We start from the raw sequence: 19,282 nt of genomic DNA, 5'->3' as shown, positions 1-19,282 counted from the left end.
GTTTACGACTCTGAGGCATCGCCATGAACGACAGTCTGCTCAACATTCCGGTGCAAACGATCAAGGGCGAGCAGAAGACGCTCGCCGACTATGGCGGCAGGGCGGTACTGGTGGTGAATACCGCCAGCAAGTGCGGGTTCACGCCGCAATACAAGGGCCTTGAGGCGTTGTGGCAAGGTTACAGGGACCGCGGGCTCGTGGTGCTGGGCTTCCCGTGCAATCAGTTTGGCAAGCAGGAGCCGGGCAATGAAGGCGCAATTTCCGACTTCTGTGAACTGAACTACGGTGTGACCTTTCCGCTGTTCAAGAAAATCGACGTCAACGGCAGCCAGGCCCACCCGTTGTTCGTGCAGCTCAAAAAGCGCGCCCCGGGTCTGCTGGGGTCTCAGGGCATCAAGTGGAACTTCACCAAATTTCTGGTGGGACGTGACGGCAAGCTGGTGAAACGCTACGCCCCTTTGACCAAGCCCGAAGACATTGAAGCCGACATCGAGGCGCTGTTGAAGGAATCATCGGGCAGTTGACCGCCCCTTTGTGTGGCAGCCCCTAGTGTGACAGCCTCTTGGTTGATAGCCCCTTTATTGGGGCTGCTCAACGGGGATCCACTGGTCCAGCAGTGCCACCAGTTCTTCGCGTCGAAACGGCTTGGCCAGGTAGTCGCTCATGCCGGCGGCCTTGCAATGCTCTCGTTCTTCCGGCATCGCGTTGGCCGTCAGCGCGATGATCGGCAGAGCGGACCATCGCTCGTTCTTTCTGATCTGCCGCGTGGCGTCGTACCCATTCATGACCGGCATGTTGCAATCCATCAACACCAGGTCGAAGTGATCCTGCTCAAGTTGCTGCAGGGCCTCGGCACCGTTGCTGCTGATCACAACATCGCACCCCAGCTTGCTGAGCATGCCTCTGGCTACCAGTTGATTCACCGGGTTGTCTTCCACCAGCAGGATGTGCGCGCGATGTGCGGGCAGCGCCATGCCTTGCTCGGGGCTGGTGTTGGGCTGGCCTTCGATTCGGAGGATCCGCGCCAGGCTTTGATAAAGCACGGTACGCGGCAGAGGCCGCGCCTGTTGCTGCAACGGGGCCAACGCCTCGACTTGATCGGCAGGCATGAAATTGCCGTATGCCGTCACCAGCAACACCGGCACGCGACTGGCATCGCGTATGTCTACCAGGCACTCGGGGCAATCAGTGATGAGCAGGTCGGCGTCTGCGTCGGGCGCAGCGCCCGTTTCCAGCTGCTGGCAGGCGACACCCCAATGCGGGAGCAATCGGCCAAGCATCTCCAGCAACCCGCTGTTGGCGTTGCTGGCCACCAGCACCTTGCCCTTCAGCGGTGCCCACTGCACCGGTGGAGTGTGCGCCGGCAAGGGCAGGTCGACGCAAAAGCGGCTGCCAACGCCGAGGTTCGACTCGATGCTCAATTGACCATTCATCGCATCGGTCAGGTTATGCGTCAGGGTCAGCCCCAGGCCGGTCCCACCGTATTGCCGAGTGATCGCCGCTTCGGCCTGGGTGAACGGCTGAAAGATCTTCGCTTGCGCGTCCTGAGCGATGCCGATGCCGGTGTCGCACACCTCGATGCGCACCCTGTCGCCGTAATGCGCGAGGCGTACATCGACCCGGCCGGCCCGGGTGAATTTCAGCGCATTGGACAACAGGTTGCTGACGATCTGACGCACCCGGGTCGGATCGCCCAGCACCGAAGCCGGGAAGTGCGGATCGATCAGGCAGGTCAGTTCGACGTTCGGCGCTGCGTTCTGCGACAGCAGGCTGGCGGTGTCTTCAAGCAACGCGGCGAGGTCGAACGGGATGCGCTCAAGCTCGACCTGGCCGGCATCGAATTTGGACAGGTCCAGAATGTCGTTGAGCAGTTCAACCAGCACCTTGCCCGAATCGTGAGCGATAGACAGTTGCTGGCGCTGTTCGGCGCTGAGCGGACCGTCCAGAGACAATGCAAGCATGCCCAGCAGGCCGTTCAGTGGCGTGCGAATTTCATGGCTCATGTTCGCCAGAAAGGCTGACCTTGCATGGGCCATGTCCAGGGCCGTGCTGCGCGCGACCTGCAATTCCTCATTGGACTGGCTGAGCCGGGCGTTGATGGATTCGAGTTGCTGGGTGCGGGCAGAGACGATGTCCTCCAGTTCGTTGAGGTGGTCATTGAGCTGCTTTTCAGCCTCCTGCCGCCGGGCGAACTCGCTGGCCACCGTCTCGAACTGCCGATTGGTGACCGCTACCAGCACGCCGATTTCATCATTTTCGTGGCCGGGCGGGCAGGGCATTGCCTCTTGATTCAGGCTTCGCGGGTCCCGCACAGAGAGCGCGCGGATCATCCCGGTCAGCGGTTTGGTCAAGGTGAAGTAGAACAGCGCCAGCAGCAGGCCGGCCAGCACCAGACTGCGCACGAATCCATTGATGAGGGTAATGACGGCGCGCTGCAGGAAATGACTGCCAAACGCGAACGTGTCGATGTCCAGATGCAGCGTGCCGATCGACTCGTCGGGCATGTGATCCAGGCGCAATACATCGTCGAACTGCCGGCTCTTGCCGAACAGAAAGTCGCTGACCATTCGGTAAGGGCTCTGTGCCAAGGGGCGCGTGACGCTGGCGAGAAGGACATGGTTGTTGTCGGCCAGGCGCGCGCCCACCACGGCGGGGGAGTGCAGCAGGCCCAGGGTCAGCTCTTGCGCGAGTTCGGCGTCCAGGTTGTAGGCGATACGCGAGGCGGGGTTGTGGCTGATTTGCAGCAGGGAGCGAATTTCACGATCGATGGAGGCGTCTTCGCTGGCATAATCGATCGCGATTTGAAACAGACTGAGCAGCGTGCCCAATACAAAGCCGATCAGCACAGTCAAACGGGCCTGTTTGAAAGACAGCCGGTGGGTGATCGGAATATCCATAAGGGCGCTGTTACTTCTTGTGTCCGTCGCCGAGCTAGCATAGCTGATCGCGGGCGGGCGTTAACCCGTTAAATCAAGGAGAAACCGTGGATTCTCGATTGAACGCATTTCTTGAGCGCGCCGAATCGGTACTGGCGCGGCTCGAACCCTTGCTGCCTGCCGTGCGGCAGCCCGTGGACTGGGAGACCACCCTGGCGGCGCGCTGGGTGCGCGAGGGTCGTGTCGGATACCTGATGCCACTCGACGTCACCCTGGACATGCGCCTGTCCGACCTCATCGGCGTCGACCGTCAGCGTGAGCAACTGGGCCGCAATACGCAGCAGTTCATCGACGGATTACCCGCCAACCATGCGCTGTTGTGGGGCTCTCGCGGTACAGGCAAGTCATCGCTGGTTCGCGCCCTGCTGGCCGAGCATGCCAGAGCGGGTCTGCGCCTGATCGAGATCGAGCGCGATCATCTGGGTGACCTGCCCCGCGTGGTCGAGCAACTGCAAAAGCTGCCACAGCGCTTCGTGTTGTTTTGCGATGACCTGTCGTTCGAATCCGGTGAAGGCGATTACCGCGTTCTTAAAAGTGTCCTCGACGGTTCGCTGGAGCAGGCGCCGGACAACGTTCTGCTGTACGCCACCTCCAACCGCCGCCACCTGGTGCCCGAGAAGGAGAGCGACAACGCTCACTGGCAGCGCGGTGATGACGGCGAGATTCACCCCAGCGAGGCGGTGGAGGACAAGATCGCGTTGTCGGACCGCTTTGGCCTGTGGCTGTCGTTTTATCCCTTCACTCAAGAACACTTTCTGGATGTCGTCGAGCATTGGGTTGGCGAGTTGGCCACCAAGGCCGGGCTGCAATGGCAGCGCGACGAAGCGCTCGACATCGAGGCCGTGCGCTGGGCAACCGGCCGTGGCAATCGCAACGGACGTTGCGCGTATCAGTTCGCCCGTTATTGGGTTGGTTTGAAAATGCTGGAGCAACACCCATGATCGATTTGAATACCGCAGGCGAGGGCCTTGATGGCTACCGCCTGCTCGCGGCACAGCTGGAATCCCTTCTGGCGGATGAGCGTGACTTCATTGCGAATGCTGCGCAGTTTTCGGCATTCCTTTATACCCAGCTCGATGATCTGAACTGGGCAGGCTTCTACCTCAATCGCAGTGAAGAGCTGGTGCTGGGCCCGTTTCAAGGGCAGATCGCCTGCGTGCGCATTCCCTTCGGTAAAGGCGTCTGTGGCACTGCTGCGCAAAGTCGCGAAACCCAGCGCGTGGTCGATGTCCATGAGTTTCCCGGACACATCGCCTGCGACAGCGCCTCCAACAGCGAGCTGGTGGTGCCGTTGGTCAAAGAGGGGCGGCTGATTGGCGTTCTGGATCTGGACAGCCCGAGCGTTGGGCGTTTCAGCGAGGAGGATCAGGCGGGGGTTGAGGGGCTGGCGGCTATCTTCTTGAAATATACCGATTGCTGAACTGAGGCCTGACGCACCGCACTGGGCGGTGCGTCAGGCCCGAGCCATCAGTCGTAGATGGCTTTCTTTTTCCATTCGGCGTCGGCTTCCACCACCCGCAGCCCTTCGGTCAGCTCGTTATTGTCATCTTCGGTCGGGGCGATGGTGTCCAGCACCATCGAATTGGCGCGTGCCAGCTGCCGTTCCATGGCCTGCAGGTGGGTTTTCCACGGCGCTGGCTCTGGCTGATTCTTCAAATACTGAACACCGCGCTCGAAGGCGAGTCGGGCCTGGCCGGGCTGTTCCTGATTCAGGGCGTGCTGCCCAAGATTATTGAAGAACTCGATGTGCAACAGCACCAGCATATTGCGGATCTCGCGAATCCAATGCTTGGCCTCGGCGGTCTGCAGAAAGCCATCGTGGGCCGCGCGAGTGACTTGGCCATGCATGGCTTCTAAAAGGAAGCGCACATCCTTGGCCTTGGCCTCGGTCTGGATCGGGCTGGCCGGGTTGCTGATGGTGATGGCATCACCCTGAGCCACGAGCGCTTCGAGTTCGGTCTTGCGTTCTTCAAGGTTCGGGTTGTTTCTTCGTTCCAGCGCGATCAGGCGCTTGACTACGTTGAGCTCCAGCCTGACCAACAGCAACTTCAGCGCCGGCGTCATCAGCTGACCCGGGAAGGTTTCGGACAGCTCGCTGCAGCGTCGCAGTCGGTCATTAAGCTCGACCAGGCTGCGCGCGCGCTCGACCTTTTTGCCCTCTGCGACATGGTTCAAATAGCCGACAGCGATGAGGAGCACGATGCCTGCTACGACGAACAGGGTGATAATGAGTGGAGTCACCGCACAAGCCTCAATCAAGTCAATTTGCGCGAGTGTAGTGGCAATCCACTATCGCGGGAAGATGGTCCTGTCGGTCCGCTTGATATAAGCCGCGGTGCCTGACACGTGTGTATCGGCCGTCCATGAGCTAAATAAAGGGCGAAGTCATTGATTTGAATAAATTTTCACTGGGGGGTTGACGACCCCTATATCCATCCATAGAATGCGCGCCACTTGCAGCGTAAAGCACACAGCCAAGCGTAGCAGGTAGTGAATGATGTAGCGTGTCCCCTTCGTCTAGTGGCCTAGGACACCGCCCTTTCACGGCGGTAACAGGGGTTCGAGTCCCCTAGGGGACGCCATTGCGGGAATAGCTCAGTTGGTAGAGCACGACCTTGCCAAGGTCGGGGTCGCGAGTTCGAGTCTCGTTTCCCGCTCCATTTTTAAGCAGCTTTGCTCCAGGGTGAAGTTGAGTGAAACCAGGAAGTGTCCTTGGACATGTTTCTGGAACTGGAACACAACACCATGGTGTTTCCAGGCAGTGTCCCCTTCGTCTAGTGGCCTAGGACACCGCCCTTTCACGGCGGTAACAGGGGTTCGAGTCCCCTAGGGGACGCCATTTGCGGGAATAGCTCAGTTGGTAGAGCACGACCTTGCCAAGGTCGGGGTCGCGAGTTCGAGTCTCGTTTCCCGCTCCAAATTCTCAAAAACGCCGCTCACCAGAGCGGCGTTTTTGTTCGTGTCGATTTTGTGGTCAGGGATTGCGTAGCTGTCAGTGCTGAACAATCTGCATATTTCAATATAACTATATTGAATTTATTTAATATAAATTTCGATGCTATGGTTCGTGTCCCCGCGCTGCGTCAAGCGGCAGGGCCTGGATCGGCTACCGCACAGGCGGACCGGCGTTCATTTCATGATCCGGTTCTGATGAGCCTTTCGGAGACAGCCTGTGTCGATCAAATCCATTCTGCTACGCCCTGCGTTATCCCTTCTTCTATTAACAACCTCTCTTCACGCCGCTCTGGCCGCCGAGCTGATCGTGGGCGACCAGAGCTACGGCGCGCGGACGGTCATGGAGGCGGCTGGCGTACTCGATGATTTGCCCTACACGCTGGAGTGGAAGCAGTTCACTGCGGGCTCGCCCGTAGCAGAAGCGTTGAACGCGGGCAGTCTGGACGTCGGCTTGCTGGGTGACGCGCCGGTCTTATTTCTCGGTGCGTTGGGCGCCCCGATCAAAGTGGTGGGCGTGTCCCGGCAAAACCTCGCGGGCGTGGCGATCGTGGTCGGTAAGGACTCAACAATCAAATCGGTGGCGGACCTTAAGGGCAAGCGCGTGGCCATCTGGAAAGGGTCGTGGAGCCAGCAGTTGATGCTGACCGCGCTGGACAAGGCCGGCATTGCCCGGGACGCGGTCGAGTACCGCTACCTCAGTGCCCTGGACGCGTCTCATGCTCTGGATGGCGGTTCGGTTGATGCCATCGCCACCTGGGACCCCTATGTGATTCAGCAGGAACGGCAAGGCAGCCGGGTGATCATCACCGCGCAGAACCTGATTCCGGCGCAGAGCTTCATCGTCGCCAATGACCGCTCGATTACCGGCAAGCGCGAGTTGATCAGCGATTTCATCCAGCGCCTGCAAAAGGCGCGGGCCTGGTCCGTGGCCAACAAGCGAAACACCGACACCTATGCCAATGCCTGGGCGGTCCTGTCCAAAGCGGACCCGGAAGTGGCGCGGCGCTGGTTCGAGCGTTCTGCGACGGTGGTATTGCCCATCACGCCGCAAGTCATCAGTCAGGCCCAACAGACCATCGACTTTTTCAACGACGCCGGGCTGACGAAATCCTATCCGGCTGGCACTGTGTTCGATGACTCGTTCGCCTCCGCTTTCAAGGCTGTAGAGCAGGCTCCGGCACAAGCGGCGCGTTGATCACTCATTGCCAGTCACCGCAGGCTCTGGTCTGCAGGAGCACGTATCCATGGGCTTCACCTCGCTGCATTGGGGCGTTTACCGTCCGCGCGTTGTCAACGGGCGTCTAACAGGCATGGACCCGGCGCACTGGGACGGGGACCCTTCACCGATCGGTGCGTCCATTCCGGGTGCGATCGACTCAACCACGCGCATCCGTCGGCCCGCCGTGCGGCGCAGTTTTCTTGAGCGCTTTGACGATCACCCGGCGTTGCGCAATCCGCATCTGCGCGGCAATGAAGCATTCATTGAGGTGTCGTGGGACGTCGCTCTGGACCTGGTGGCGACGGAGCTCACCCGGGTAAAAGGCGAGCACGGCAACCAGGCCATCTTCGGCGGCAGCTACGGCTGGGGCAGTGCAGGGCGCTTTCATCACGCCCAGAGTCAGTTGCACCGGTTTCTCAACAGTTATGGCGGCTACGCGTACAGCGTTGACAGTTACAGCCTTGGCGCGGGTCGTGTGTTGATGCCGCATATCGTCGGCAACATGGACTGGCTGCTGGCGGCGCACACGTCCTGGCAAAATCTGGCGGAGCATTGCGAGCTGTTCGTGGCATTCGGCGGCCTGCCCGTCAAGAACGCGCAATGCAGCCCCGGTGGCGCCAGCGATCATCTGGTCAGCAGCGGCATTCGTCAGATGTCCAACGCCGGCGTGCGCTTCGTCAATGTCAGCCCGTTGCGAGACGACCTGCTCGGGCCCGAGCATACTGAATGGCTGGCCGTGCGGCCCGGCACTGACACGGCGTTAATGATGGCGCTGTGTTGGGTGCTGGTGGATGAAGGGCTGCACAATGAGGCCTTCCTGCGCGAGTACACCGTGGGCCATGAGCGGTTCATCGAGTATGTGCGTGGCGCAGCCGATGGTGTGGCCAAGACGCCCGAGTGGGCGGCTTTACTGACAGATATCCCCGCTTACCGCATCACTGAACTTGCACGCGAGATGGCCGCGAAGCGCACCATGATCAACGTCGCTTATTCATTGCAGCGCGCGCAGTTTGGCGAGCAGCCATTCTGGATGACGGTGACGCTGGCGGCGATGCTGGGTCAGATCGGCCTGCCGGGCGGCGGGTTTGGTCTGGGTTATGGCTGCATGAACAACACCGGCAGCGGCCGCAAGGCATTTTCCGGGCCGCGCTTTTCTCAAGGGGTTAACCCGGTCAAGGCGTTCATACCGGTCGCGCGGGTGACCGACATGCTGCTTCACCCAGGTGAAAGCTTTGATTACAACGGCCAGCGTCATGTGTACCCGGACATACGGCTGGTGTATTGGGCTGGCGGCAATATTTTCCACCATCATCAGGACATCAACCGTCTGTTGACCGCCTGGCAGCGGCCGGAAACCATTGTCGTTCACGAACAGTTCTGGACGGCTCAGGCCAAACACGCAGATATCGTGCTGCCAGCCACCACTGCGCTGGAGCGCGATGACATCGGCAGCGCGGCGTCGGACCGCTTCATGATCGCCATGCATCAGGCAATCGAGCCGGTGGGGGAGGCGCGCGATGACTACGCAATTTTTGCCGAGCTGTCCCGTCGGCTGGGCTGTGAATCTCTGTTTACTGAAGGCCGCGACGCCGGGCAATGGCTGCGCTTGCTGTATGAAGAGTCGCGGCCGCGCGCCAGAAGCTTCGCCATTGAATTGCCCGAGTTTGAGCAATTCTGGCACGAAGGCCTGATCGAGCTGGATTACCCGCTCGATGAGACGGTGCTGCTGCGGGCGTTTCGTGAGGACCCGTTGGGGAACCCGCTGCAGACGCCTTCGGGCAAGATCGAGATATTCAGTGAAACGATCGCCGGGTTCGGTTATGCCGACTGCCCCGGCCATCCCGTGTGGCTGGACAAGCCCGCGCCATTGCTGCCCCTGCATCTGCTGTCGAATCAGCCGAAGACGCGCCTGCACAGCCAGTACGACCATGGAAGTTACAGTCAGGCGTCGAAAATACAGGGCCGTGAGCCGATGACGATCAGCCCGCAAGACGCCCTGGCGCGGGGGATTTGCGAGGGGGATGTGGTCCGGGTTTACAACAGCCGAGGCGCGTTTCTGGCCGGGGTGCGGGTGTCCGACGATATTCGGCCGGGCGTCGTGCAGATAGCCACAGGCGCCTGGTTTGATCCGCTGGTGAAAGGGCAAGCCAATAGCCTGGAAATACACGGCAACCCCAACGTGGTGACCGAGGATGTCGGTGCGTCGAGCCTGTCTCAGGGATGTTCGGCGCAGACGGTGTCGGTCGAGGTCGAAAAATGGCACGGCGAGCTGCCCGCCATCACCGCATTCGCGCCGCCGGAGATGTTGGCTTGATAGGCTGAACGTAGGTATGGCTTTAGCCGGGAAGACGTCGCATGTCACGCTGCAAGATTGGGTGTGCTCATAGTGGCGCCTTCCCGGCTGAAGCCGGTCCTACAGGTTCTCTATAGCTGCGCGCCACCCCTCGCAGTTCACAATTTGACCGCACGCCCCGCAAATACCGCTTTGCCCACCCCTTGCAACACCACGTCATTCTGCGGCGTGTGCACGCGGCCGCAGAGTACGTTGCGGTAGTGTCGTTGCAGCGGGTTGCTTCGCGACAGGCCGGGGTTGCCGGTTGCCTCGATGGCCAACTCGACCGCACGGATTGCGTTGCTGGTCACCAGGTATTTGATCTGCGCTGCATGGGCGGGCGGCGTCAAGCCGTGGCTCGCCGCTTGCAGCAATGTCCTGTTGGCGAACAGCAGCGTGTCGATGTGGCCGAGCACTTCCTGAAAGCGCGGCAGCGTCGACAGCGATGCGCCAAGATTTGAGGGCGCGCGTTGCTCCAGGAAATCCACCAGCCAGTCCCGTGCCGATTGCGCGATGCCGTCATAGACCGACGACAGCAGCACCGCCATCCACAGCAAACCGATCGCATCCAGCTCTGGCTGGGGAGACCTTGCCGGGCTGGTGTTGACGGCATGCTCGAGCGGCACCAGCACGTTGTCGAAAATCACCTCGTGGCTGGACGTCGCGCGCATGCCCAAATGGTCCCAGTCCTCGACAATGCGCACACCCGGGCTGTTCCTGGGCACCAGCCAAACGCCCACGCGCGGATCGACGTCATCGCTGCGCGCCCAGACATTCAGCCAGGTCAGACCGTGGCTGCCTGTCGAGTAAATCTTGCGGCCGTCGATCCGCCATCCTTCTGCGGTGCGGCGTGCAATTGTCGCCGGCAGCCCACCGCGCGAAGGCGAACCCAGGTCCGGCTCAACCCGCAGGGCATTGATCAGCGCGCCGTTTCTTACCGCATCAAGCGCCACTTGCCGGTAGAGAGGGTCAGGCCAGTTTTTGGCCTCGCGCATCCGCGCATGCTGAAGGTACTGCATGACCAGAATCAACGCAGTGGACGGTTCACCCCGCGCCACGGCGCTGATCACCTGCCGTGCTTTTTCGAGATCGGCATCGCCGCCACCCAGTGCAGCCTCGACAGTCAGCCCAAGTAAGCCGTGCTCGTGCAGCAAACGGAAGTTGGCGTGGGGGAATTCAGCGCTTTCATCGTAGTGCTGCGCGGTTTCGGCCAACCGCTGGGTGATGCCCTGCAAACGCGCGGCAAACGCGGCATCTGACTCAACGTCCGGCGTCGGGGCGGCTTGCCACTGCACACCTGCGTTCATGCCGGAACCTGCGCATGAGCGTTTGGATAACGGGGCTCTGCATCAGTCTGCTCCGCCTGCCGTGCGGCGGTGTAACGATTGACCGGAAAGGCCAGACCGAAGTGTTCGCGCAACGTCGAGCCGTTGTAGTCGCTGCGCTGCAGACCGCGCTGCTGAAGGACAGGTATGACCCATTCGGTGAACGTCTTAAGGCCGTCCGGCAGCAACGAATTGATGATGAAGCCGTCACTGGCACCATGCTCAAACCAATGCTGGATCGCGTCGGCGACCTGCTCGGGTGTGCCAACGAATTCGCGCCGGGGACTGGAAAAGTCCAGTGCAACCTGGCGCAGGGTGAGTTTTTGCTCCCGCGCCTGCTGCTTGATGCGATCAGAGCCGCCTTTCTGACTGTTGGCACCCAGATCCCCTACGTCCGGGAATGGCGCATCCAGCGGATACTGGCTGAAGTCGTGGTCATTGAACGGCCGGCCCAGCGCGACGATGGCATCTTCGATACTCACCAGTTCGACGGCTTGCTGATAGCGCCGCTCCACCTCCGTGGCATCGCGACCGACGATGGGACGGATTCCCGGCAGGATCGACAGGTCATCCGGGTTGCGGCCGAACCCTATGGCGCGTCGTTTGAGGTCTGCGTAGTAAGCCTGCGCTTCCTCCAGCGACTCGGCGTGGACGAATATCGCATCGGAGTATTCGGCGGCGAAATTGCGCCCGTCCTCGGAAGTGCCGGCCTGAAACAGCACCGGCTGGCCCTGACGCGACCGGGCAATGTTCAGCGGGCCCTTGACCTGAAAGAAGTCGCCCTTGTGATTCAGGGCGTGCAGTTTGCCGCGGTCGAAAAACTCGCCGGTCTGTTTGTTGCGGGTAAAGGCATCGTCTTCCCACGAGTCCCACAGCCCTTTGACCGTCGACACGTGCTCCCTGGCGATTCGATAGCGCACGGCGTGGGGCGGGTGCTCGTCCTTACTGAAGTTTTCCGCCGTGCCGCTGAGCCAGGACGTCACAACGTTCCATCCCGCGCGACCGCCGCTGATGTGGTCCAGGGAGGCAAGCTGTCGCGCCACCTGAAAGGGCTCGGTATAGCTGACGGTCACGGTGGCCACCAGGCCGATCTTCGAGGTTGTCGCTGCCAGCGCCGACAGAAGGGTCAGCGGTTCGAAACGGTTGAGGTAATGGGGGCTGGATCGCTCGTGGATGTGCAGGCTGTCGGCGATGAATACGAAGTCGAACTTCGCGTCTTCGGCCAATCGGGCCTGGCCCTTGTACCAGTGGAAGTTAGTGCTGGCGTCGGCCTGGGCCTGCGGGTGGCGCCATTCGCCCCAGCCGTGGCCCACGCCGTGGACCATGGCGCCAAATTTGAGTTGACGAGGTTTGCTCATGATGTGTGCTCCTGAGTCGCTGATTCGAGGCGGCGCTTAGCGCGCAGCTTGCGGATTGGTCGGGTTGGCAGCGCGCTCGGCGGCCAGGCGAATGGCGTTGAACTCCGGATCGAAACCGTGAGACACGTCGACATGCCGGGTGAGGATGCCCTCGCGCTGATAGATGTCTGCGGTGTTCTGCAGGCCTTTGATCACGCCATCGTCAATGCTCACCCGCTCCATTTTTGTGTCCTGGTTGACGGCCAGATGCACGGCCAGTGGCAGCCCTGTGACCTTGGTCTGCGCGGCGGCGTATTCGGCAGGGTGATCGTTGACCCAGCGATAGGCCCGGTCGAGGCGCACCACGAAGTCATCCAGTTGCACGCGCTTATCGGCGATGGCTTTGCTGGTCGCAGCCAGGTAGGAATGGTTGGTCAACAGGTCCGGCCCGCTCGGCAGGATGCGCGCGCCGTTCTGCGTCGCGACGGTGGTGTACGGTGCCCACGTGGCCCACGCATCGGCGTCCCCGTTATCGAGAATCAGGCGGGATTCACTGGGTAACAGATAGACGAAGTGGACGTCGCTGGTTTTCAGTCCCGCTTCGTTCAACGCGCGGATGGCCAGGTAGTGGCCGATGGAGCCGCGGCCGGTGACGATGCGCTTGCCCTTGAGGTCGGTGACAGATTGGATCGGCGAGTCATCGCGCACAATCAGCGCCGTGGTGTAGCGACCGCTGACGTGGGTAATGCTGATGACCTTCAACGAGGCGCCCGCGCCCAAGGCGAACACGTACGGCGCATCGCCCAGCGCGCCGACGTCGACCGCGCCGGCATTCAGTGCTTCGCCCAATGGCGATGCTGAAGGGAACTCCGAAAATTTGATTTCATACGGGACGTCTTTCAGCTCGCCGGAAACCTCCAGCAGCACCTTCAAGGCAGATTTCTGGTTGGCCACTAGCAAGGGCTGTAGCGGTTCGGCGGCATGTGTGGCGCCGCCGAATGACAATGCCAGCAAGCTGGCGAGCCAGACGGTTCTGACGCGTCGCAAGGCAGGGAAGGGGGCGAACATGGTGCGTGTCTCCAGGCGTCGAGGTGAATGCTTGGCCTCCGCCTGGAGAAGGGGTCGGCAAGAGGTTTGACCTTATGCCTATAAGAAAGGGAATAGAAGTATCGTTTGGTTATAAGCTAATTATGTATTTGTGTGATTATATAAATGCACTTATATCAGATTAATGCATATAGAGCTTCGAGATGATGCGTGTTTGTGTAGGAGCGCGCTTGCCCGCGAATGCAATTTGCATGCGCCGTATCCGGTCACTGACACACCGCTATCGCGTATCGCGGGCGAGGACTCCTGCACGCAGGACCCGGCTCAGATTAGATAGCTCAGATCACGTGGCTCAGATCACATAAAAGCCGTGGGTGCCGTCGCGGGCCAATTGCTCAACCAGCCCATATTCCCAGTCCAGATACGCCTGCATCGCTTCGCGTGGCGCATCCGTACCTTCATAAGGTCGGCGGTAGCGGTCAATGCGCGGGGACGCCAGATGACTTTCACCATGCTCAAGCTCCAGCCCTGCAGCGATCCAGCTGGCGGTGCCGTCCTTCAGCACAAACACCGGCTTGCCGGTCAGCGCTTCGACTTCCGCCACCGCAAGGCGCGCAAGCTTGCTGCTCCCGCAGGTGAGCACGTAACGCCCCGCGACGGGGATCGCTTGCAGCGCCTGCGCAAGATCGGCTCGCAGGGTCCACCATGCGCCTGGTATGTGCTGCTTGACGTAGTTCGCGCTGGAGGTGAAGTCAAGTACCGCAACGTCGCCGTGCCTGCGCCATTCGCGTAACGTTTCGGCCGAGACTTCCTCGACTTGAGGCTGCGGTGGCGTCGGTGCATTCCAGGCGCCGTGCTCGCTGAAATCCTCGGCATTCAAGTCGTCCAGCACTGCCACCTCCCAGCCCAGTTGCGCCAGCCAGGACGCCGACATGTTCCCGCGCACCCCGTCGTCGTCAACCAGCACAATCCGTGCACCGCGCACACTGGCGTAGTGATCGGTCTCCTGCACCAGTTGGCCGCCCGGTGTAGAGCGGGCGCCCGGCACATGCCCGGCTTCAAACTCCTCAGGCGTGCGCACGTCGAAGAGGTACGTCGTGCGGGTGGTGTCCGCCTGCCAAGCGGCCAAATCGGCACGGCTGCCGCGTTTCACGCCGGCTTTGTCCGCGACCCGGCGCGCATCCGCCCGGGCGACCTCAAGCGTCGCAGGACTGACCTGCGCAAAGCGCCGCGACTGGCCATGATCCAGCGTCTGCCCGGCCAGCAGCCAGCCAATCGTACCGTTGCGCAGCGCGGACACCGGGTTGGGCAGGCCAGCGTTCACCAGCGATTGAGTGCCGATAATGCTGCGCGTCCGGCCGGCGCAATTGACGATGATGCGGGTCTGCGGATTGGGCGCCAGCTCGCGTGCACGCAACACCAGCTCGGCGCCAGGCACGCTGACGCCGTTGGGAATGCTCATGGTCTGGTATTCGTCGAACCGGCGCGCATCCAGCACCACCACGTCGGCTTTGGCGTCCAGCAACTGCTTCACCTCTTCGGGGGCCAGCGAAGGTGTGTGGCGGTGATGCTCAACCAGCTCACCAAATGCCTTGCTGGGTACATTGACGTCGATGAACAGCTCACCGTCCGCGTCGCGCCAGCTCTGCAGGCCGCCCTCAAGCAGTTTGACGTCGCTGTACCCGAGCGATTGCAGACGCGCCAGCGCACGCTCGGCCAAGCCTTCGCCGTTGTCATACAGCGTGATGGCCGTGTCGCGGCGGGGGATGCGCGCGAGCACTTCGAGCTCCAGCTTCGACAGCGGGATATTGGCTGCAAACAACGGGTGAGCTTCAGCGAACGGCGCTTCTTCGCGAACATCGACCAGCGCGACTTCTTCGTGAGCCAGCAGTGCCTGGCGGACATCAGCATATGAACGGGTGTGCAGGGTCATTGGGCTTGGCTCTCTTTGGACAGATCCCAGATGTTCGGGAGAAAGGCATTTGAATAGCCGGAGATGAACAGTTTCTCGCTGCCATCCGCTTGATAGACAGCGCGCTTTACCGCGCCGATATTGGCGCCATACACATGAATGCTGATCGAAACCTGATTGTCGAACGCGTTGCTCACCTGATGAATATCATTGCTGTGCGGCGATAGCGTCTCGACCTGACCGGGTTCGAGGCGGATCGGCCGTCCCTCCTGCTCAAGGCGGCCATCGGCGCTGCGGGCAAAGCCCTGTGAGTACTCGGCGCCGCGCAGCATGCCGATCAGACCCCAGACCCGGTGATCGTGGATGGGCGTTTCCTGACCGGGCCCCCAGACAAAACTGACCACTGAAAATCGCTGCCGCGAATCGGCATGCAGCAGAAATTGCTGATAGCGGGTCTGATCGGGAACCGTGAATTCGTCCTGCAGCCAGTCGTCATGGCTGACCAGTTGGCGAAGCAGCTGACCGCCCCGGGAAAGCAGATCGCTTTCCCGCGGGACGTCCTCGATCAGTTCGGCCATCGCACTGATAAAAGTCCTGAGCCGTTCAGGGTGGCGGGTATGAGTCATGTCGGCTCCGCGTAGTTTGGGGTGGCCAATATAAGCATAATGCGGGCGTCTAATATGCTATCTATTGATGATTAGGTTATAACCAAAACGAAGCGCTTGATTGCTACCCACACCCCCGACTGTATTCGGACTATTCACAGATGAGGATAGCCATTATGATTTTTGCCTATCTTGTTCCTTAAATTCCATGTGCGATCCGAATGAAAATTGATGACATCGATGCCTTCGTGGCGGTGATCCGCTGCCAGTCGATCAGCCATGCCGCTGAATCTCTGGAACTGACACAGCCCGCCATCACGCGCCGCGTGCAGAACTTCGAGCAAGCGCTGGGTGTGGAGTTGTTCGACCGTAACACCAAGCCACTCAAGCCGACCCCGATGGGGACACAGGTTTATCAGAAATGCCTCGCGATCCTGCGGGAAATGGACGCGTTGCGCGAACTGGTCGCCAGCGATACCCCGCCCAGCGGCCTGCTTCGGCTGGGTGTGCCGCAAACCATCGGCGACGTGGTGCTGCTGGACGCGCTGAAACATCTGCGTGGGCAATTTCCCGATCTGCGTGCGCAAGTGGTGACCGGGTGGGGCAGCAATCTGATTGGCAAAATCGAAAACGGTGAGCTGGATGCCGCCGCCGCGTTATTCCCGGCGGGGAAAATTTTCCCCGAGGGCATCGTGGGCGAATCCCTCGGGAAGATGGAGTTGGTGGTGGTGTGCGCCCGGCAAGCGCTGCCGAAGAAGCCGGTCAAGCTGGCCGATTGTTACGACCTGGGATGGGTGCTCAACCCGGATGGCTGCGGTTTCCGCGCCGGGCTGCAACGCACCCTGACGGATCAGGGTTTGAGCTTGAAGGTTAACCTTGAAACCTTCGGCACCGAGCTGCAACTGGGCCTGGTCGCTGACGGGTTGGGCCTGGGTCTTGTGCCACGCCCGCTGCTGGAGCGCAGCAGTCACCGGGATTCGCTCGCCGTCATGCCTCTCAAGGACTTCAAGCCGGTGCTGGACCTGTGGCTGATCCAGCCGCGCTTTTTGGGCAACTTGCAGGCGCCGGTGGCTGCGTTCGGCAACCTGGTGGCTGATTCGCTGAAGCAGGAGCGGGATGCGGCGTGAATCCCCGACGCCGCACCGAGGTGGCTGCACAAGCGCATCCCCCTGTAGGAGCCGGCTTGCTGGCGAACGCAGTCTGGGTATTCACCTTAGGTGTGCCTGGCTAGCCCTGTTCGCCAGCACACCGGGTTCATCTCATAATAAAAAAAATTGATGATTAGCTTAGAAGTAAATGTGCTTTTTAATCATTTACTTCACCGGCTAGGCTGCGCTGATTACGTCTGATCCAGACTATCAGGGAGTCAAACATGAGCATCGTCAGTTCTTTGCCCGTTCTGTCAGGCAACATCGGCAGCGTGCGCGATCGAGTTAGCCCGCAAGAGTGGGAGGTGCGGGTGAAACTGGCGGCGGCCTACCGGATCGCGGCCCTGAAACGCTGGACCGACCACATCTACACGCACTTTTCCGCGCGTGTTCCGGGGCCTGCCGAGCATTTCCTGATCAACCCTTTTGGGCTCCTGTTCGATGAGATCACGGCCTCCAATCTAGTGAAGGTCGACATCGACGGCACCGTGATCGACGACCCGACCGGGCTGGGCATCAACAACGCCGGTTACGTGATCCACAGCGCTATCCATGCCGCGCGTCCCGATTTGCAGGCGGTGCTGCATACCCATACCCGCGACGGCATTGCGGTGTCCGCGCAGAAAAACGGTTTATTGCTCATCTCGCAGCATTCCCTGGCTTTCTCCGGCAGGGTGGCCTATCACGGCTATGAAGGCATTGCCCAGGACCTGGGCGAACGCGAACGCCTGGTGGCGGACCTTGGCGATAAAAGTGTGATGATTCTGCGCAATCACGGGCTGCTCACTGCAGGCGTGAGCGTCGAGCATGCGTTTCAACAGCTGCATAACCTCGAATACGCCTGCACTATTCAGATCGCTGCGCAGGCAGCGGGCAATGTCGAGCTGATCTTTCCGCCAGATGAGGTGGTCAAGCGTGTGGAGGCGCAGGCCAGTGTGATCAAAAGCGGTACGGGGCCAGGCGTAGCGCGGCACTGGAACGCTCTGATTCGCGAGCTGGACCGGCATGGCACCGGTTATCAGGACTGACCGGGATTTGCACGACGCCGTTGATAGTTGTCACAGCGATTGCTGATTGCTGATTGCTGATTGCTGATTGCTGATTGCTGACTGCTGAGTGCTGAGTGCTGACTGCCGAATGCCGGCCGCTGATTGCTGACCGCTGACTGCCGAATGATGACTGCCCGGCACCCGACATTGTAGGAGCGCGCTTGCCCGCGAAGAGGTCAGTTGATACGCCGCATCTCTAGCGCTGGAAAAATCCATTCGCGGGCAAGCGCGCTCCTACAGAAGCCGGGCAATGGCACCAATCTCGGCCATCAGCTGAGGTCCGGGCATTCAACCCGCGACGCGCGCCATGCTGCGATACCTGTAGGAGCGCGCTTGCCCGCGAAGAGGCCAGTTGATACGCCACATCTCTAGCGCTGGAAAAACTCAATCGCGGGCAAGCGCGCTCCTGCAAAAGCGGGGCGATGGCGCCAAACTCGGCCATCAGATGAGGTCCGGGCATTCAACCCGCGACGCGCGCCATGCTGCGATACCTGTAGGAGCGCGCTTGCCCGCGAACGCGATATACCTGGGTCATTTAAATGCCTGACACACCGAGTTCGCCAGCAAGCCCGCTTTTACAGGGGGGCGGTCGATTTGCGTCTTGCCTGGGCCTCGCACTGGAGGCTAAAACTCAACGCCTGTCAGTGCTTCGATTCGCTCTGCGACATCGCCAGCAGCTGCTTTTCCTGATTCCAGTCAAACGGCTCGTCGTTCTCGGCGGCTTCGTGGCGGCGCTCTTCCAACGCCGTGTAGAGGTCGATCTCATCGTCCGGCATGAAATGCAGGCAGTCGCCGGCGAAGTACCACAACAGGTCGCGCGGCACGAGATGGGCAATCTGCGGATAGCGCTGAATCACCTGACACAGCAAGTCCTGGCCCAGATACTGGCTTTCGATAGGGTCAGCTGGCAGGAGGGTCAGTAGCTCGTCGTAACGTTCGAGGAACAGCGCATGACTTTCCTCGGGGACCTGCTCGGCCTCTCCCAGCGCGACCAGGATGCCGCGAAGGTGCAGCAGCAGATTCATTGTGTGGTCGAGATTGGCGTCGGCCATGATGAAGCCCTCAGAGACAAAAACAGGCGGGGGAGTATAGAGGCCCCCGATGCCTGCCGCTATCTCAATGCCACAATCCCGCCAGATACCGATGACCTGCTTCGGTGAGCGCGAAGTGAGCGTAGGTGTGGTCCGGGCTCGGGAGACGGGTGACGAAGCCAATCATCAGCAGGGTTTGCAGGGTTTGTGAAGGCGCGCCGCTGTAAAGGTCTTCACCCGAGGCGATGTCGGCAAGCAGGCAGCGATGAGTCATGCGATGGTCAATCATGATGCGTCCCCTTGGTGTTTTCTTGTTGTTACCAAGGAGTGTAGGACAATTCTCTCGTCCGGTGTATGTAGACGTAAGTCGTGTTCAGGCTTGCGAC

16 protein-coding genes and 4 tRNA genes are annotated in these 19,282 nt (G+C 60.7%); 11 read left to right on the top strand and 9 right to left on the bottom strand.

Translation table 11 applies throughout. The features are described from left to right. The first annotated feature begins 23 nt into the window (after positions 1-23). On the top strand, positions 24-524 hold the full coding sequence (locus tag LT42_RS09365; protein ID WP_037011812.1) for a glutathione peroxidase: 501 nt from the start codon (positions 24-26) through the stop codon (positions 522-524). 54 nt (positions 525-578) lie between these two features. On the opposite strand, the gene LT42_RS09360 is transcribed toward LT42_RS09365, so the two are convergent. Beyond that, positions 579-2,897 (bottom strand): hybrid sensor histidine kinase/response regulator, encoded by a 2,319-nt coding sequence (locus tag LT42_RS09360; protein ID WP_037011811.1) that lies wholly within the window; start codon positions 2,895-2,897, stop codon positions 579-581. 86 nt (positions 2,898-2,983) lie between these two features. On the opposite strand from LT42_RS09360, the gene LT42_RS09355 reads away from it, so the two are divergent. Both LT42_RS09355 and LT42_RS09350 read left to right on the top strand, forming a co-directional pair. Next, entirely contained in the window at positions 2,984-3,877 is an 894-nt protein-coding gene (locus LT42_RS09355) for an ATP-binding protein (RefSeq protein ID WP_037011810.1), read from the top strand. Next, entirely contained in the window at positions 3,874-4,356 is a 483-nt protein-coding gene (locus LT42_RS09350; RefSeq protein ID WP_037011809.1) for a GAF domain-containing protein, read from the top strand. Before LT42_RS09355 ends, LT42_RS09350 begins: the two co-directional genes overlap by 4 nt. A 47-nt stretch (positions 4,357-4,403) precedes the next feature. Here the strand turns inward: LT42_RS09350 and LT42_RS09345 are convergent, their stop codons facing one another. Next, entirely contained in the window at positions 4,404-5,177 is a 774-nt protein-coding gene (locus tag LT42_RS09345) for a hypothetical protein (RefSeq protein ID WP_037011807.1), read from the bottom strand. 265 nt (positions 5,178-5,442) lie between these two features. Here LT42_RS09345 and LT42_RS09340 point away from each other — a divergent pair. From LT42_RS09340 to LT42_RS09315, 6 genes are all read left to right on the top strand, one after another. Continuing rightward, positions 5,443-5,518 (top strand) — tRNA-Glu (locus LT42_RS09340). 2 nt (positions 5,519-5,520) lie between these two features. Next, positions 5,521-5,596, top strand: a tRNA-Gly gene (locus LT42_RS09335). Positions 5,597-5,699: 103 nt separating this feature from the next. Beyond that, positions 5,700-5,775, top strand: a tRNA-Glu gene (locus LT42_RS09330). A gap of 3 nt (positions 5,776-5,778) precedes the next feature. After that, positions 5,779-5,854, top strand: a tRNA-Gly gene (locus LT42_RS09325). 269 nt (positions 5,855-6,123) lie between these two features. Beyond that, positions 6,124-7,086, top strand: coding sequence for an ABC transporter substrate-binding protein (locus LT42_RS09320; RefSeq protein ID WP_070356532.1), 963 nt, complete (start codon positions 6,124-6,126; stop codon positions 7,084-7,086). Between the two features lie 49 nt (positions 7,087-7,135). Next, positions 7,136-9,424 (top strand): molybdopterin guanine dinucleotide-containing S/N-oxide reductase, encoded by a 2,289-nt coding sequence (locus LT42_RS09315; RefSeq protein WP_037011805.1) that lies wholly within the window; start codon positions 7,136-7,138, stop codon positions 9,422-9,424. A 137-nt stretch (positions 9,425-9,561) separates the two neighbouring features. Here the strand turns inward: LT42_RS09315 and LT42_RS09310 are convergent, their stop codons facing one another. From LT42_RS09310 to LT42_RS09290, 5 genes are all read right to left on the bottom strand, one after another. Further along, positions 9,562-10,749, bottom strand: coding sequence for an acyl-CoA dehydrogenase family protein (locus LT42_RS09310; RefSeq protein WP_037011803.1), 1,188 nt, complete (start codon positions 10,747-10,749; stop codon positions 9,562-9,564). Further along, the gene (locus LT42_RS09305) at positions 10,746-12,125 is read right to left on the bottom strand and encodes an LLM class flavin-dependent oxidoreductase (protein ID WP_052075205.1); all 1,380 of its coding nucleotides are present in this window, start codon (positions 12,123-12,125) and stop codon (positions 10,746-10,748) included. Before LT42_RS09305 ends, LT42_RS09310 begins: the two co-directional genes overlap by 4 nt. A 36-nt stretch (positions 12,126-12,161) precedes the next feature. After that, entirely contained in the window at positions 12,162-13,172 is a 1,011-nt protein-coding gene (locus LT42_RS09300) for an ABC transporter substrate-binding protein (protein WP_037011800.1), read from the bottom strand. 331 nt (positions 13,173-13,503) lie between these two features. Further along, the gene (locus LT42_RS09295) at positions 13,504-15,084 is read right to left on the bottom strand and encodes a rhodanese-related sulfurtransferase (RefSeq protein WP_037011798.1); all 1,581 of its coding nucleotides are present in this window, start codon (positions 15,082-15,084) and stop codon (positions 13,504-13,506) included. Beyond that, positions 15,081-15,689, bottom strand: coding sequence for a cysteine dioxygenase family protein (locus LT42_RS09290; protein WP_037011796.1), 609 nt, complete (start codon positions 15,687-15,689; stop codon positions 15,081-15,083). Before LT42_RS09290 ends, LT42_RS09295 begins: the two co-directional genes overlap by 4 nt. Positions 15,690-15,889: 200 nt before the next feature. Here LT42_RS09290 and LT42_RS09285 point away from each other — a divergent pair, with 200 nt between their 5' ends. Together LT42_RS09285 and LT42_RS09280 are read left to right on the top strand one after the other, a co-directional pair. After that, positions 15,890-16,795, top strand: a complete 906-nt coding sequence (locus LT42_RS09285; protein WP_037011794.1) for a LysR family transcriptional regulator — start codon at positions 15,890-15,892, stop codon at positions 16,793-16,795. Positions 16,796-17,040: 245 nt separating this feature from the next. After that, the gene (locus LT42_RS09280) at positions 17,041-17,844 is read left to right on the top strand and encodes a class II aldolase/adducin family protein (RefSeq protein WP_037011792.1); all 804 of its coding nucleotides are present in this window, start codon (positions 17,041-17,043) and stop codon (positions 17,842-17,844) included. Between the two features lie 662 nt (positions 17,845-18,506). Here LT42_RS09280 and LT42_RS09275 read toward each other — a convergent pair. Both LT42_RS09275 and LT42_RS09270 read right to left on the bottom strand, forming a co-directional pair. Next, positions 18,507-18,917 carry a PA2817 family protein gene (locus LT42_RS09275; RefSeq protein ID WP_037011790.1) on the bottom strand — a complete coding sequence of 137 codons (411 nt, stop codon included), beginning with the start codon at positions 18,915-18,917 and terminating at the stop codon, positions 18,507-18,509. 64 nt (positions 18,918-18,981) lie between these two features. Next, complete coding sequence (locus LT42_RS09270) at positions 18,982-19,185, bottom strand: hypothetical protein (protein WP_037011788.1); 204 nt, start codon at positions 19,183-19,185, stop codon at positions 18,982-18,984. Between the last annotated feature and the right edge of the window lie 97 nt (positions 19,186-19,282).

The organism is Pseudomonas lutea (assembly GCF_000759445.1).
GTDB lineage: Bacteria > Pseudomonadota > Gammaproteobacteria > Pseudomonadales > Pseudomonadaceae > Aquipseudomonas > Aquipseudomonas lutea.
The sequence above is the reverse complement of the archived record's forward strand: the minus strand, read 5'-3'. Positions and strand labels throughout refer to the sequence as shown.

What these genes read in the sequence shown, in the direction of transcription:
- LT42_RS09310 (WP_037011803.1), bottom strand. Translation starts at nt 10,749, where the DNA reads ATGAACGCAGGTGTGCAGTGGCAAGCCGCCCCGACGCCGGACGTTGAG.
- LT42_RS09290 (WP_037011796.1), bottom strand. Translation starts at nt 15,689, where the DNA reads ATGACTCATACCCGCCACCCTGAACGGCTCAGGACTTTTATCAGTGCG.
- LT42_RS09350 (WP_037011809.1), top strand. Translation starts at nt 3,874, where the DNA reads ATGATCGATTTGAATACCGCAGGCGAGGGCCTTGATGGCTACCGCCTG.
- LT42_RS09285 (WP_037011794.1), top strand. Translation starts at nt 15,890, where the DNA reads ATGAAAATTGATGACATCGATGCCTTCGTGGCGGTGATCCGCTGCCAG.
- LT42_RS09315 (WP_037011805.1), top strand. Translation starts at nt 7,136, where the DNA reads ATGGGCTTCACCTCGCTGCATTGGGGCGTTTACCGTCCGCGCGTTGTC.
- LT42_RS09295 (WP_037011798.1), bottom strand. Translation starts at nt 15,084, where the DNA reads ATGACCCTGCACACCCGTTCATATGCTGATGTCCGCCAGGCACTGCTG.
- LT42_RS09270 (WP_037011788.1), bottom strand. Translation starts at nt 19,185, where the DNA reads ATGATTGACCATCGCATGACTCATCGCTGCCTGCTTGCCGACATCGCC.
- LT42_RS09305 (WP_052075205.1), bottom strand. Translation starts at nt 12,125, where the DNA reads ATGAGCAAACCTCGTCAACTCAAATTTGGCGCCATGGTCCACGGCGTG.
- LT42_RS09365 (WP_037011812.1), top strand. Translation starts at nt 24, where the DNA reads ATGAACGACAGTCTGCTCAACATTCCGGTGCAAACGATCAAGGGCGAG.
- LT42_RS09280 (WP_037011792.1), top strand. Translation starts at nt 17,041, where the DNA reads ATGAGCATCGTCAGTTCTTTGCCCGTTCTGTCAGGCAACATCGGCAGC.
- LT42_RS09360 (WP_037011811.1), bottom strand. Translation starts at nt 2,897, where the DNA reads ATGGATATTCCGATCACCCACCGGCTGTCTTTCAAACAGGCCCGTTTG.
- LT42_RS09275 (WP_037011790.1), bottom strand. Translation starts at nt 18,917, where the DNA reads ATGGCCGACGCCAATCTCGACCACACAATGAATCTGCTGCTGCACCTT.
- LT42_RS09300 (WP_037011800.1), bottom strand. Translation starts at nt 13,172, where the DNA reads ATGTTCGCCCCCTTCCCTGCCTTGCGACGCGTCAGAACCGTCTGGCTC.